The organism is Novosphingobium piscinae, from assembly GCF_014230355.1.
GTDB classification, from domain to species: Bacteria; Pseudomonadota; Alphaproteobacteria; order Sphingomonadales; family Sphingomonadaceae; genus Novosphingobium; species Novosphingobium piscinae.
Map to the genome: position 1 here is coordinate 184,271 of NZ_JACLAX010000006.1, position 13,083 is coordinate 197,353.

The 13,083-nt window shown below is 70.4% G+C and carries 16 protein-coding genes; 9 read left to right on the forward strand and 7 right to left on the reverse strand.

From position 1 onward, the window contains the following. Positions 1–3: 3 nt before the first annotated feature. On the forward strand, positions 4–1,269 hold the full coding sequence (gene mltA, locus H7F53_RS08290) for a murein transglycosylase A (RefSeq protein WP_185679022.1): 1,266 nt from the start codon (positions 4–6) through the stop codon (positions 1,267–1,269). Beyond that, on the forward strand, positions 1,266–1,856 hold the full coding sequence (locus H7F53_RS08295; RefSeq protein WP_185679023.1) for a Smr/MutS family protein: 591 nt from the start codon (positions 1,266–1,268) through the stop codon (positions 1,854–1,856). Before mltA ends, H7F53_RS08295 begins: the two co-directional genes overlap by 4 nt. A gap of 4 nt (positions 1,857–1,860) precedes the next feature. On the opposite strand, the gene H7F53_RS08300 is transcribed toward H7F53_RS08295, so the two are convergent. After that, a complete protein-coding gene (locus H7F53_RS08300) occupies positions 1,861–2,325 on the reverse strand; it encodes a hypothetical protein (RefSeq protein ID WP_185679024.1) in 465 nt (154 codons plus the stop codon). Between the two features lie 41 nt (positions 2,326–2,366). Between H7F53_RS08300 and H7F53_RS08305 the strand changes: the two genes are divergently transcribed. Beyond that, positions 2,367–2,798, forward strand: a complete 432-nt coding sequence (locus H7F53_RS08305) for a hypothetical protein (RefSeq protein ID WP_185679025.1) — start codon at positions 2,367–2,369, stop codon at positions 2,796–2,798. A 4-nt stretch (positions 2,799–2,802) separates the two neighbouring features. Here the strand turns inward: H7F53_RS08305 and ahpF are convergent, their stop codons facing one another. The 3 genes from ahpF to aroC all read right to left on the reverse strand — a co-directional run bounded on the left by ahpF (position 2,803) and on the right by aroC (position 6,474). Then, entirely contained in the window at positions 2,803–4,389 is a 1,587-nt protein-coding gene (gene ahpF / locus H7F53_RS08310) for an alkyl hydroperoxide reductase subunit F (RefSeq protein WP_185679026.1), read from the reverse strand. Between the two features lie 111 nt (positions 4,390–4,500). Further along, complete coding sequence (ahpC, locus tag H7F53_RS08315) at positions 4,501–5,064, reverse strand: alkyl hydroperoxide reductase subunit C (protein ID WP_185679027.1); 564 nt, start codon at positions 5,062–5,064, stop codon at positions 4,501–4,503. A gap of 327 nt (positions 5,065–5,391) precedes the next feature. Beyond that, positions 5,392–6,474, reverse strand: a complete 1,083-nt coding sequence (aroC, locus tag H7F53_RS08320; protein ID WP_185679028.1) for a chorismate synthase — start codon at positions 6,472–6,474, stop codon at positions 5,392–5,394. A 285-nt stretch (positions 6,475–6,759) separates the two neighbouring features. Here aroC and H7F53_RS17645 point away from each other — a divergent pair, with 285 nt between their 5' ends. From H7F53_RS17645 to H7F53_RS08350, 6 genes are all read left to right on the forward strand, one after another. Beyond that, a complete protein-coding gene (locus H7F53_RS17645) occupies positions 6,760–7,380 on the forward strand; it encodes a PEPxxWA-CTERM sorting domain-containing protein (RefSeq protein WP_185679029.1) in 621 nt (206 codons plus the stop codon). A gap of 326 nt (positions 7,381–7,706) precedes the next feature. Beyond that, positions 7,707–8,675: a sodium-dependent bicarbonate transport family permease gene (locus tag H7F53_RS08330; RefSeq protein WP_185679030.1), complete on the forward strand. Its 969-nt coding sequence runs from the start codon at positions 7,707–7,709 to the stop codon at positions 8,673–8,675. After that, positions 8,672–8,986 carry a P-II family nitrogen regulator gene (locus tag H7F53_RS08335; RefSeq protein WP_185679031.1) on the forward strand — a complete coding sequence of 105 codons (315 nt, stop codon included), beginning with the start codon at positions 8,672–8,674 and terminating at the stop codon, positions 8,984–8,986. Before H7F53_RS08330 ends, H7F53_RS08335 begins: the two co-directional genes overlap by 4 nt. A 57-nt stretch (positions 8,987–9,043) precedes the next feature. After that, the gene (locus H7F53_RS08340; RefSeq protein WP_185679032.1) at positions 9,044–9,388 is read left to right on the forward strand and encodes an arsenate reductase; all 345 of its coding nucleotides are present in this window, start codon (positions 9,044–9,046) and stop codon (positions 9,386–9,388) included. 10 nt (positions 9,389–9,398) lie between these two features. Next, positions 9,399–9,962, forward strand: a complete 564-nt coding sequence (gene pnuC, locus H7F53_RS08345; RefSeq protein WP_185679033.1) for a nicotinamide riboside transporter PnuC — start codon at positions 9,399–9,401, stop codon at positions 9,960–9,962. Continuing rightward, positions 9,959–10,480, forward strand: a complete 522-nt coding sequence (locus tag H7F53_RS08350) for an AAA family ATPase (protein ID WP_185679034.1) — start codon at positions 9,959–9,961, stop codon at positions 10,478–10,480. Before pnuC ends, H7F53_RS08350 begins: the two co-directional genes overlap by 4 nt. A gap of 26 nt (positions 10,481–10,506) precedes the next feature. On the opposite strand, the gene H7F53_RS08355 is transcribed toward H7F53_RS08350, so the two are convergent. From H7F53_RS08355 to ubiG, 3 genes are all read right to left on the reverse strand, one after another. Next, on the reverse strand, positions 10,507–11,004 hold the full coding sequence (locus tag H7F53_RS08355) for a hypothetical protein (RefSeq protein ID WP_185679035.1): 498 nt from the start codon (positions 11,002–11,004) through the stop codon (positions 10,507–10,509). Then, positions 11,001–12,080, reverse strand: coding sequence for a hypothetical protein (locus H7F53_RS08360; protein ID WP_185679036.1), 1,080 nt, complete (start codon positions 12,078–12,080; stop codon positions 11,001–11,003). Before H7F53_RS08360 ends, H7F53_RS08355 begins: the two co-directional genes overlap by 4 nt. A 189-nt stretch (positions 12,081–12,269) precedes the next feature. Continuing rightward, positions 12,270–13,043, reverse strand: coding sequence for a bifunctional 2-polyprenyl-6-hydroxyphenol methylase/3-demethylubiquinol 3-O-methyltransferase UbiG (gene ubiG, locus H7F53_RS08365; protein ID WP_185679037.1), 774 nt, complete (start codon positions 13,041–13,043; stop codon positions 12,270–12,272). Positions 13,044–13,083: the final 40 nt, after the last annotated feature.

Consider the following 13,083-nt stretch of genomic DNA (forward strand, 5'->3'; position numbering starts at 1 on the left):
CGCATGCCGGGGGGCAGGGTCAAGCGCTGGGCAGGCCTGGCCGCGCCCCTGTTCCTGGCCGCCTGTACTGTCATTCCTCCCGCGACCGGGCCGCGCCCGGTGCCCGCCCGGCCTGCTCCCGGCGCCGTGCCGTCGCCTGCGCCCCAGACCAGCCCTCCGGTCAACGCCGTCGCCCTCGGGGTGGCGCCGGGACCAGCCTTGACCGGGCTGCCGCTGGCCACCGCGCGCCCGGGCGCCGCGCTGCGCGCCTTCATCGAAAGCTGCCGTGCCCTGCTGGTGCGAACCGACCAGTCCGGCCTGACCCGCCCGGCCGACTGGCGCCCGGCCTGCACCGCCGCGCCGACCTGGCCTGCCACCGATGCCGCGGGTTTCTTCGCCAGCTGGTTTGAAACCGCCCGCGTCAGCGATGGACGCAGCTATGTGACCGGCTACTACGAGCCCGAAATCGCCGGGACGCGCACCGCCCAGCCGGGCTTCGCCGTGCCGGTCTACCGGGTGCCACCCGATCTGGTGCGCGCCTGGCCGTTCGAAACGCCGTTCGAACAGCGGGTCGGCCAGCCGCCCCTCGGTCGCTTCGATGCCGACGGGCGCTTCGTGCCCTATTACGACCGCGCCCAGATCGAGGACGGGGCCCTGGCCGGCAAAGGGCTGGAGATCGGGTGGGCGGCCGATCCGGCAGAGCTGTTCTTCCTGCAGGTGCAGGGTTCGGGCCGGCTGATCGGGCCGGATGGTACGGTGATCCGCATTGGCTTCGCGGGGCAGAACGGCCATCCCTACACCGGGATCGGCGCGGTCCTGCGCGATCGCGGGCTGATCGGAACCGGCCCCGGCCAGTATCCGGGATCGATGCAAGGGATCCTTGCCTACATTCGTGAGCACCCCGAAGAAGGCCGGGCGCTGATGCGGCTCAACCGCAGCTACGTCTTCTTCCGCGAGGTGACCGGCGATGGTCCGGTCGGCGCGCTCAACGTGCCGATCCGCGGCCAGGCCAGCCTGGCCGCCGATCCGCTGATGGTTCCGCTTGGCGCCCCGGTGCTGCTGGCCGAGGCCGACCGGCCCGAGATCAACGGGCTGTGGGTGGCGCAGGATACGGGCGGGGCGATCAAGGGTGCCAACCGGTTCGATTCGTTCTGGGGTGCCGGGCCGACCGCCCGGGTGATCGCCGGGGGCATGGCGGCGCGCGGCGCGGCGCTGATCCTCCTGCCCAAGGGCACGCTCGCCCGTCTTTCCGCCCTGCCTGCCACCGCCCCGCAGCAGCGCCGCCGATGAGCCGTCCCCCGCGCGGGCTGACGCCCGAGGAGGCCGAGCTATGGGCCAAGGTTGCGGCCACGGTGAAGCCGCTGCGTCCGCGCGCCCGGCCGGCTCCGCCCAGTCCGGCAACTGTCCCCGCGCCCCCCGCATCTGGCATCCCCGCTGCGGCGGCGCCCCGCCTGCGCGGCCGGGTACCCCCCCCGCTGCCTCCGGTCGCGCCCGCTCCGATGGCCCCGCCGCGTCCGCTCGACCGGCACGGGCTCGATGCCAGCTGGGAGCGCAAGCTCGCCAAGGCGGCGGTGACGCCCGATTTCACGCTCGACCTGCATGGCCACTCGCTCGAGGCCGCGCACGGCCGGCTCGAGCACGGGCTGGCCCAGGCCCTGGCCCAGGGCGCGCGGGTGCTGCTGCTGGTGACCGGCCGGCCGCGGCCATCCGACGATCATGCCGGCCGCGGCGAGCGGCGCGGCGCGATCCGCGCCAAGGTGCTCGACTGGCTGGCCGCCGGTCCTTACGCCCAGCGCATCGCCGCCGTGCGCCAGGCCCATCCCCGCCATGGCGGGGCCGGCGCGCTCTACATCGTACTCAAGCGCCCGGGGCGCTGACCGCTCACTCGGGCGCGACGAGGATCCGCACCTGCGCCACCGGGCTCTTGCGCAGCCGCACGGTGTAGCGCCCAGCGGGCAGCTGGAAGCTGACGATCTTGCGGATGCCCGAGCAGGCGGGGCCATGCGTATGGCCGCTGCTCTGTAGGGTGACGCCGGCGGCCAGCACGTCGATCCAGGCCGCATCCGACAGGAGGACCCGGTAGGTCCCGGTCTGCGGCACGATCAGCGGGCGGTTGCCGCCATAGCCCGCCTCGGGCTCGGCCATGGCGGTCAAGGCCATGGTGGCGGGCTGGCCCAGCCGTAGCGATCCTGCGCGGGTGGGGGCCGCGCGCCATGCGGCCAGGTCGGCGGGCAGGGGGGCGGGGACCGCGGGACAGGCCGCGGCTGCGGGTGCGGGGGTGGTGGTCGGGGCAGGCGCGGCGGTCGCGGCCAGCGGGGCGGCAAGGCTCAGCAGCAGGGGCAGCATGACCCCTGTCTTCCAGCTTTGGCGGCCACTGTCCAGCCGGCGTGGCCCGGTTGCTCGCCCGGTTCCGGCGGCTTGAGCGGCGCCGCCCGGCCGCGCATAAGGCGATGATGGTCTGGGATCTCGGCAAGGCGATGCGCCGCAAGGAGGAGTTCGAGTCGGCGCGGCTCATCGATTTCGCGTTCCGTCAGCGGGCGCGGGCGCTGCGCTTGCTGATCGGCGCGCTGGGGCTGGGCGGGACCGAACCGGCCGCCCCCGAGCCGGCCGCCCCGGGCCAGCCGGACCCGGGCGCAACGGTCATCGCGCTTGCCGCCGAGCTGGCGGTGCTCCCCGATGCCCTGGTGGTCGAGCGGCTGGCCGAGCTGAGCGGTCTCGATCGCGACGCCGTGGCGGCGCACCTGCCGGCCTGCATGGCCGAGGCGCGCCGCCAGGTGATCGCCGAGCGGGGTGATCCCTCGCCGATCCGGCTGGGCTAAGGGCTCAGGCCGCCTCGGCCACCCGCTCTTCCGCGGGCAGACGGATCAGGTAGTCGAAGGCCGAGAGCGCCGCGGTGGCTCCCGCGCCGGTGGCGATGATGATCTGCTTGTAGGGCACCGTGGTGGCATCGCCCGCCGCGAAGATCCCGGGCACCGAGGTCTCGCCGCGCGCGTCGATCTCGATCTCGCCGCGCGGGGTGAGGGCGACGGTGCCCTTGAGCCATTCGGTGTTCGGCACCAGCCCGATCTGGACGAAGATCCCCTCCAGCTCGACCGTGTGCAGCGTCTCGGTGGGGCGGTCCTGGTAGACCAGCCCGGTCACCTTGCTGCCATCGCCCAGCACCTCGGTGGTCAGTGCCGAGGTGATGACCGCCACGTTGGGCAGCGAGCGGAGCTTGGCCTGCAGCACCGCATCGGCGCGCAGCTGGCTGTCGAACTCGATCAGGGTGACGTGGGCGACGATGCCCGCGAGGTCGATCGCCGCCTCGACGCCCGAGTTGCCGCCGCCGATCACCGCCACGCGCTTGCCCTTGAACAGCGGGCCGTCGCAGTGCGGGCAATAGGCCACGCCCTTGTTGGCGTATTCCTTCTCGCCCGGCACGTTCATTTTGCGCCAGCGCGCCCCGGTCGAGAGGATCACCGAACGGGCCTTGAGGCTGGCGCCGTTGGCCAGCACGATCTCGTGCAGGCCGCCGGGACGCGTCGCCGGGATCAGCTGCTCGGCGCGCTGCAGGTTCATCACGTCGACGTCATAGTCGCGCACGTGGCTTTCCAGCGCGGCGGCCAGCTTGGGGCCGTCGGTCTGCGACACCGAGATGAAGTTCTCGATGCCCATCGTGTCCATCACCTGGCCGCCGAAGCGCTCTGCCGCCACGCCGGTGCGGATGCCCTTGCGCGCGGTGTAGATCGCCGCGGCCGCGCCGGCCGGGCCGCCACCCACGATCAGAACCTCGTAGGGCGCCTTGGCCGCGATCTCGGCGGCGGCGCGATCGGCCGCGCCGGTGTCGAGCTTGGCGAGGATCTCCTCGAGCGTCATCTTGCCCGAGCCCCACATTGCGCCATCGAGGAAGGTGGCGGGCACGGCCATCACGCCGCGCGCCTCGACCTCGCCCTGGAAGGCACCGCCTTCGATCAGGGTGGCCGATACGTTGGGATTGGTCAGCGCGATCAGGGTCAGGGCCTGCACCACGTCGGGGCAGTTGTGGCACGACAGCGAGAAGTACATCTCGAAGCTGTGCGTGCCGGGCAGGGCGCGGATCTGGGCCAGGGTCTCGTCCGAAACCTTGGGCGGATGGCCACCGGCCCACAGCAGGGCCAGCACCAGCGAGGTGAATTCGTGGCCCAGCGGAACGCCGGCGAAGCGGACATGGGCTTCGGGCTGAAGGGCGCTGGCGATGGTGAAGCTGGGGACGCGGGCATCGGTGCCGTCGAAGGCGACCGAGACCTTGTCGCTCAGCCCGGCGATCTGGGTCAGGAGGTTGCGCGTCTCGGTGGACTTGGCGTCATCGCCCAGCGTCGCGACCAGCGCGATCGGGCGGCGCAGCATGCCGAGATACTGGGTGAGCTGCTGGGTGGTGGCGGCATCGAGCATGGTCTTGGTCCTTGGTGTGAAACGGGGGAGGGTGGAAGCCCGGGGCAGTTAGGGGACAAGCCCCGGGCTTCCGTTCAGACCCGTCGGCCCGATCCGCGTGTGGTCAGCGGATCAGATCTTGCCGACGAGGTCGATCGAGGGAGCGAGCGTTTCGGCGCCTTCTTCCCACTTGGCCGGGCAGACCTGGCCGGGGTGCTCCTGCCAGTACTTGGCGGCCTTGATCTTGCGGACGAGCTCGGCGGCGTTGCGGCCGACGCCCTCGGGGGTCACTTCGACGAGCTGGAGCACGCCGTTCGGGTCGGTCACGAAGGTGCCGCGATCCGCCAGGCCAACGCCTTCGCGCAGGTTGTTGAACGCCTTGCTCAGCGTGTGGTTCTGGTCACCGACCAGGTGATACTTGATCTTGCCGATCGCCGGCGAGGTGTCGGCCCAGGCCTTGTGGCTGAAGTGCGTGTCGGTCGAAACGCCGAACACTTCCACGCCCATCGCCTGCAGTTCGGCGTACTTGTCGGCCAGGTCTTCCAGCTCGGTCGGGCAGACGAAGGTGAAGTCGGCCGGATAGAAGAAGAACACCGCCCACTTGCCGAGCACGTCCTGCTCGGTGATGTCGACGAACTGGCCGTCCTTGTACGAGGTGGCCGCGAACGGCTGCAGCTGGCTGCCAATGATACCCATCGATTGTGTCTCCGGTTGAGAGTGAAGCTTCAACGCAGCCGGAGATAGGCGCGGCGGGCCGAGTCGGGAAATGCGGATTCCCGATTAATTCGATTTGCCTGGTCGATTACCGATGAATTGATCGGTTTTGTCGATCAAATGTGAATGCGTCGCAAGTGATGCTATCGACCTGCGGGGGTCTGGATGGGCTTAGGCAAACCTCCATGTCCTCGTCATCCCGGGCTTGACCCGGGATCAGGCTGTTCTCTTGCGACCAAGGCACCCTTGTCCCGGGTCAAGCCCGGGATGACGAGGGGTATGGTCTGTCTCGCAACAGAGCCTGACGCGTCAGCCGCACTGCCCGCGGTGCAGCAGCTTGTGGTCGGCCAGGACCAGCGCCATCATCGCCTCGACCACGGGCACGCCGCGGATGCCGACGCAGGGATCGTGGCGGCCCTTGGTGCGGATCTCGCCGGCGGTGCCGTCGCGGGTGATCGTTTCCACCGGGGTCAGGATCGAGCTGGTCGGCTTGAAGGCCACGCGCACGGTGACCGGCTGGCCGGTGGAGATGCCGCCGGCAATCCCGCCGGCATGGTTGGCCAGGAACGCCGGGCCACCCTCGGCCGGGCGCATCGGATCGGCGTTCTGCTCGCCGGTCAGGCGCGCCGCGGCGAAGCCGTCGCCGATTTCCACGCCCTTGACCGCGTTGATCCCCATCATCGCCGCGGCCAGATCGGCATCGAGCTTGCCATAGAGCGGCGCGCCCCAGCCGGCGGGAACCCCGGTGGCCTCGCAGGCCACCACCGCGCCGACCGAGCTGCCGGCAAGGCGCGCATCATCGACGATCTTTTCCCAGCGCCGGGCCGCGGCCGCATCGGGACAGAAAAAGGGATTGCGATCGATTTCGGCGGGATCGAAGTTCGCCAGGTCGATCGCATCGCCGCCGATCTCGCTCACCCAGGCACGGATCGTCACCTCGGGAATGACCAGCCGCGCCACTGCGCCCGCCGCCACCCGCGCCGCGGTCTCGCGCGCCGAGGAGCGCCCGCCGCCGCGATAATCGCGCAGGCCGTACTTGGCGTCATAGGCATAGTCGGCATGGCCGGGGCGATAGGCCAGCGCCACTTCGCTGTAGTCCTTCGAGCGCTGGTCGGTGTTCTCGATCATGAGGCTGATCGGGGTGCCCGTGGTGCGCTGGGCGCCGTCCGGGCCCTCGAACACGCCGGACAGGATGCGGACCTGATCCGGTTCCTGCCGCTGGGTGGTGAACTTGCTCTGCCCGGGCTTGCGCTTGTCAAGGAAGGGCTGGATCTCGGCCTCGCTCAGGCGCAGCCCCGGCGGGCATCCGTCCACCACGGCGCCCAGCGCGGGCCCATGGCTTTCGCCCCAGGTGGTGAAACGCAGCAGGCGGCCGAAGGTGTTGTACGACATGGGCCAGCGCTTTTGCGCGGTTCGGGCGAAATGTCCACTGGCGGGGCGAGCGCGGCAGGTGGCGGGACAACCGGGACGATCGCTCGCCTGTGGCCGTTGCCCCATAACGGGACGCTCTGGCTGAACGGCAAGTTAACCATGTTTGACTCGGGCGCAGCCGCCCCATAGCCTTGCGCAAAACAGCCGAGTCGCACCGTTCTGACCTTTTTCTGTTCTCACAAATTTTTGTGCGTTCAGTTAGTTATTGGGGGCTCTATGCGATTTTCGACAGTCTTGAAATGCGGCATGGCAACGGCGGCAGCCTGGCTTGCGACCGCTCCGGCGCAGGCTGCGGTGCTGGATTTCAGCGGTGACATCTGCGGTGTCAGCGCGACCTTCGAGTCTTGTGGCAACGGGTCCGTGCTCAACCAGGGCTATGGTGACATCGCCGGACAGCTTGATGTGATTTACAGCGGCCTGTTCCGCTGGGGTTCCGGCTACAACGGCACGACCGACGTGGCCTATGCTGGTCAGAACGTTGCTGGCGAGATTTTCCTGTCTCCGCTTTCCGGCTTCTCGGTAACGCTCAACAGCCTGAGTTTGCACAGCTGGCTCTCAGCCAATCGGAACACGAGCCTGGTCATCCGTGACGGATCTAACACCCTGCTGGCTGGACCGGGCGCACTCTCGTTCGGCACGACCTACAACTCGGGTTCGCTCAACCTCACCAGCACCAACGGGTTGAAGATCCAGTGGGGTCCCGATGCCTTCAACGTCGGCATCGACAACGTCGCCTTCACGGTCCAGGCGACCCAGACCAACGGCGCCGTTCCGGAACCGTCGACCTGGGCGATGATGCTGGTCGGTTTCGGCGCGGTGGGCGCGGCGCTGCGCCGCCGCCAGCAGGTGCAGCTCCGCTACGCCTGACCGGCCTGATCGATCTGCCAGCAGACGATCTGCCAACAGACAGGGCGCGGCGCCGGACGCCGCGCCCTGTTCCGTTTCCGGCCGGCGACCGGCGCGTCTCTCGCCTGTCCCGCATCTGGCCGCTGTCCTACATCGCTCCGGCCTGTCACACTCGGTGCGCCGCGGTTTCGGCCTTCATGGCCGGGGCGCGCGCCAGAAAAGTCTTGCCTGCGCGCTGTGTGCGAGGTTTGCGAAGTTCGTGTAGTTGACCCGGCAGGACAGGCCTGCAGGGTCAACTACACGCAGCAGGTCCAGGATGATCCGTCCAGATCGAGGGGAATGCCGGAATGGCCCTTGATGCCCTTTTGCAGCCGGTGGTGCTGTTCTTCCTGCTCGGCTTGCTGGCGGCCTTCGTGCGCTCCGACCTGGCCGTGCCCGAGGCGGTGGCCAAGACGATCGCCCTGTACCTGATGATGTCGATCGGCCTGCGCGGCGGGGGAGAAGTCGCTGACAGCGGGCTGACCGGGGCGATGCTGATCGCCGCCGGCTGCGGGCTGCTGCTGTCGTTCCTCCTGCCGCTGCCGGCCTTCTGGCTGCTGCAGGCACTGGGCAGGCTGGACAGGACCAATGCGGCCGCCGTCGCGGCGCATTACGGCTCGGTCAGCGTGGTGACCTTCGCGGCGGGGTCGGAAGTGCTGCGCAGCATCGGCATGGCGCCCGCCGGCTTCATGGTGGCGGTCCTTGCGCTGATGGAGACACCGGCGATCCTGACCGGTCTGCTGCTCGCCAAGGGCGGCCGGAGCGATGCTCTGGCGGCACGCGGGGGGCTGCTGCACGAAACCTTCTTCAACGGTTCGGTCGTGCTGCTGGTCGGCAGTTTCGTCATCGGCATGATCGCCGGTGAGAAGGGCTTCGCCCCGATTGCCCCGGTGTTCGATGATCTGTTCAAGGGCATGCTGTGCCTGTTCCTGCTCGACATGGGACTGGTCGCGGCGCGGCGCCTGCTCGACAAACGGGCGTTGACGCTGCGCACCGTCATCCTCGCCATTGCCCTGCCGATCGCCAACGGGACGGTCGGGGTCTCCCTGGGGATCCTCGGCGGGCTTGACGCGGGTTCCGCCGCCGCGCTCGGCATCCTGGCGGGCAGCGCCAGCTACATCGCGGTTCCGGCGGTGATGCGGCTGGTCCTGCCCGAGGCCAACCCCGGGCTCTATCTGGGCATGAGCCTGGCCGTGACCTTCCCCTTCAACCTCACGCTGGGCATTCCCTACTACGCCTGGGTCGCCCAGCATCTGCACAAGGTGGTCCTGCCATGACCGACACCATCACACGGCGGCGCATCGAGGTGCTGGCCGACGAGCCGCTGATGCAGGCGATCGAACGGCTCGCGGCAACGGCCGGGATCGACCATTTCACCCTGCTGCCCCTGCTGGGGGGCAAGGGCCGTTCAGGCCGGTGGCGCGACGACCAGATCTCGGGCGCGACCAGCAAGGTGATGTTCATGGCGGTGACCACCACGGAACGGGCGGACCATCTGACCGATCTCCTCGAGCCGCTGCTTGCCACCCATCACCTGATCGTGTTGGTCAGCGAGGTCGAGGTCGTCCGGGGGTCACGCTTCGCCTGACCCTCCGGGGGGCAAGCGGTGAGGTTCGGGCTCATCCAGAGCGCAGAGAGAGTAGTTATGATTACGATTTTTGGCATCCCCAACTGCGATACCGTCAAGAAGGCCCGGACCTGGCTCGAGGCCCGGGGCCTGGCCTATACCTTCCATGACTACAAGAAGCAGGGCGCTGATCCCGCGCGGATCGCCGGGTGGATCGCTGCGGCCGGGCGTGAGCGGGTGGTCAACAAGGCAGGCACCACCTTCCGCAAGCTGTCCCCCGAGGACCAGGCCGCGCTGGCCGGGGCCGAGGCGCCGGTCGTGCTGGCGGCCAACCCCTCGGTGATCAAGCGGCCGATCGTCGAGCATCCCGGCGGGCTGCTGGTCGGCTTCAAGGAGGCGGAGTGGGCCGCCGCGCTGGGTTGAGCCGCGCCGGGTGAACACGCTGGAATGGATCGCCGCCGCGCTGGGCGTGGTCAACATCGCGCTGCTGGTGCGGCGGTCGGTGTGGAACTTCGCCTTCGGCATGGCGATGGTCGGCCTCTACGCCTTCGTGTTCCGCGAGGCGCGGCTCTATGGCGAGGCGGCGCTGCAGGTGTTCTTCTTCGCCGCGCAGGGCTGGGGCTGGTGGCTGTGGGTGCGCGCCGGCGGGGCCGAAAGCCAGGTGCCGGTGCGCTGGCTCACCCCGCTCAGCCGGGCGGTGTGGCTGGTGGCCACGGCCGCGCTGAGCCTCAACCTCGGCTGGGTGATGCACCGCTTCACCGATGCCGCGCTGCCCTATGCGGATTCGGCGATCACCGGGGCCAGCATCGCTGCGCAGATCCTGCTGGGCCTGCGCCGGGTGGAGAACTGGGTGCTGTGGATCGCCATCGATCTCGGCTCGATCGCGGTCTACCTCGCCAAGGGGCTCTATCCCACGGCCGGGCTCTATGTCCTGTTCCTCGCGCTGTCGGTCGTGGGCCTGCGCGAGTGGATCGCCGCGGCGCGGGTCGCGCGATGACCCTCACGGTCTGCTTCCATGGGGCCGAGAGCACCGGCAAGTCGGTGCTCGCCGCGCGCCTGTCCGCCGCGCGCGGCTGGCCCTGGGTGCCCGAGTATGGGCGCAGCTATGCCGAGACGCACGGGACCGCCTTCACCATCGACGACCTGCTCGCCATGGCCCGCGGCCAGGACGACGCCCGCGCCGCCGCGCTGCGCGCGCAGCCCCCGGTGCTGCTGCTCGATACCGACCCGCTGATGACCGCCGCCTGGGCGCGGATGCTGTTCGGCACGGTGCCCGAGGTCCTGCTGGGCTATCCCAAGGCCGATCTCTACCTGCTGTTCGCGGCCGACCGGCCCTGGGTCGAGGATGGCACGCGCCTGTTCGGCACGGCTGCCGCCCGCGCCCGTTTCGCTGCCACCGCGCAGGACCTGCTGGTCGAGACCGGGGTGCGCTGGGCCCCGGTCAGTGGCGACTGGGCCGCGCGCGAGGGGCAGGTGGTGGCGGCGGTGGAGCGGGCGCTGGCGCACCCGTGCTAGCTGCGGCGTCCGCTACGGCGGGCCGGCTAGCGGCCGGCAGCGGGCCGGGCCTTGTCGCCCAGCGAGCAGCGCTGGCCGGTGTGCGGATCGCGGATCATCTGGATGGCGATGGTCGCCAGCAGATCGGCATTCCCGGGCGCCGCGGCGAGCGCGGCGGCGATCGTGCCAAGCTGGGCGCAGGTTCCCGGATCGGCCCGCCCCCCGCCATAGTGGTTGGCGATCGACACGACGTAGCTGTCGTAATCGTCGGCGCTGTCCGAATGGTCGACCCCGAAGTGCGCGCGCAGCCGCGCCTCGGCCGCCCGGAAGGCGGCGCCGTGGGCGACCAGCACCTTCTCGTAGCTGTCGGCGAAGTTCACCCCCACGCGCTTGCAGCGCAGGTTCGACGCCATCAGCAGGGTGTTGAGCTCGCTGATCCGCGCTGCGCCCATCGTTGCGGGGGCCCAGCAGGGGCTGGCCAGCGCCGGTCCGGCCAGGCCGAGCAGCGCCAGCGCGGCGGCGAGGCGGATGGCCGGACGTCTCATGAGGGGCGGTCGCCCTTGGCCGGGGCTGGCGGCGCGCAGTCGGCGATCGGGACGGCCATCATCGCCTGGAACAGCTGCTCATAGGCGGCCGAAGCCTGATAGGCGGTCGCGGCAATGCCTTGGTAGGCCTTGGATTCGGCCGCCACCGCGTTCTGCCCGTCGGGATCGCCCTGGCGGCCATAGTCGTCGTAGAGCCGCTGCAGGGCCTGGAGGTGGGCGATCGCCTTGCGGTTGTTCTCGTCGGCGGCGTCCTTGGCCGGGGTGAAGCGCTCGTCGTAGAAGGCGTTGCGCTCGACCGCGCTGCAGAACCGCGCCGGCAGCGCGACCGGCTCGGCGCTGCGCAGCACCGGTGCGGTCGGCAGGGACCGGGTGGGGCCGCTGGCGCCTGCCGCCGGCTCGGTTCGGCCCTGTGATTGCGCCAACGCGGCCAGCTGGGCGGCAAGCGTGAGCGGCGCGGCCGGCGCAGGTGAGGGGGCGGGGCCTGGGGTCGTCGCTGGCGCGGGAACGGGGGGAGGCGTTGTAGCCGGGGCAGGCGCCGCGGCGGGCAGGGCGGCCGGCGTGGCAGCCGCGACCGGGGCCGATGGCGGGGCCATAGCAACCGTTGGGGCAGGGGCCACCGGCGCGACCGCGATCGCGGGCGCCGGGGCAGGCGCCGGCGGTGCCGCGGCGACGCTCACGGCCGGCGGGGCCGGCATGATCGGGGTGGCAACGGCCGGGGCAGCGGCCGGCGGCGGGCTGGCCGGTGACGGGCTAGCCGGTGACGGCGCCGCAGCCTGGGTCGGAACCGGCTGGGTCGGAACAGGCTGGGGCGGGGCGGGCTGGCTCTGCGCGGGCTGGCTGGCCCGCGCAACGGACTGCGGCCGCAGCCGTTCGATCTTGGCGCGGGCGAGCGGGGCGAAGGTGCCTTCCGGATAGCGGCTGAGGTAGGCCTCGTACTGACCGACATCCTCGCTGGTCGCCACCGATTGCCAGAACACCAGCTCGAACTGGCTGCCCACTCCGGTCCCGCCACTCTGCGCTGCCGCCGGGCTGGCCAGCGCGACAGCGGCAAGGGCCAGTCCATGGGCGAACCACACCCGCCGCCGGGCACCGCACCCGCGCGGGCCCGCGGTCCCCGGTTCACGACTGAAACGGCCTGCGCTCAAACCCGAATACCCCCCGTGCGAACCCCGGTAGCCCCCTGGCCAGTTTTTCCCGGAACGATTCGTGCCCAATGCTTTGGGCAGTGCTGTGCCCCAAGACAAGTTTATTGTACGAGGTCGAACCTATTCTGTTTCCTGTTTTGAAACAGTCACGATGTAGTTGAGCGCCAGGTCGTCCGACAGGTGCAGCCCCTGTAGCGGCGACCAGGCGATGCCGCGCGGTTCGCCCATGGCCAGGCCCGCGCCAGCGAGCAGGTCGTGCAGCTCGTCCGGGGTGATGAAATCGTCCCAGTGATGCGTCCCGCGCGGGATCCGGCCGAACCGCTCGGCCGCCTCGACCAGCACCAGGCGGGCGCGCAGCGTGCGGTTGGGGGTGGACAGGATCATCAGCCCGCCGGGCGCCAGCCGTGCCGCCAGCGCGGCGATGAAGGCCGGCTTGTCGGCGACATGCTCGATGACTTCCATCGAAGTGACGAGATCGAACTGGCCGAGGTCCAGCGTGGCGATGTCGCCGGCGTGGTAATCGATCGTCAGCCCCGCACCCGCGGCGTGGGCCCGCGCGGCGGCGATGTTCTCGGCGGCAGCATCGACCCCGGTGGTCTCGGCCCCAAGCCGGGCGAGTGGTTCGGCCAGCAGCCCCGCGCCGCACCCGACATCGAGCGCGCGCTTGCCTGCCAGCGGCCGCAGGCTTCGCGAATCGGCCTGCCAGTGTCCGTCAATCGCGGCGCGCACGAAGGCGAGCCGCACCGGGTTGAGCTGGTGCAGCATGGCCGATGAGCCCTTGGGGTCCCACCATTCGGCCGCAAGACGGCCGAAATGGGCCGCTTCCTCGGGGCGGATCGTCGCGCCGGGGCCGGCGGCGGGCGGGGGCGGAGTCATCGGTGTTGCAATAGCCATGCCCCCTTTCTAAAGCGCCCCCGCCCCGCGGTCCATGGGA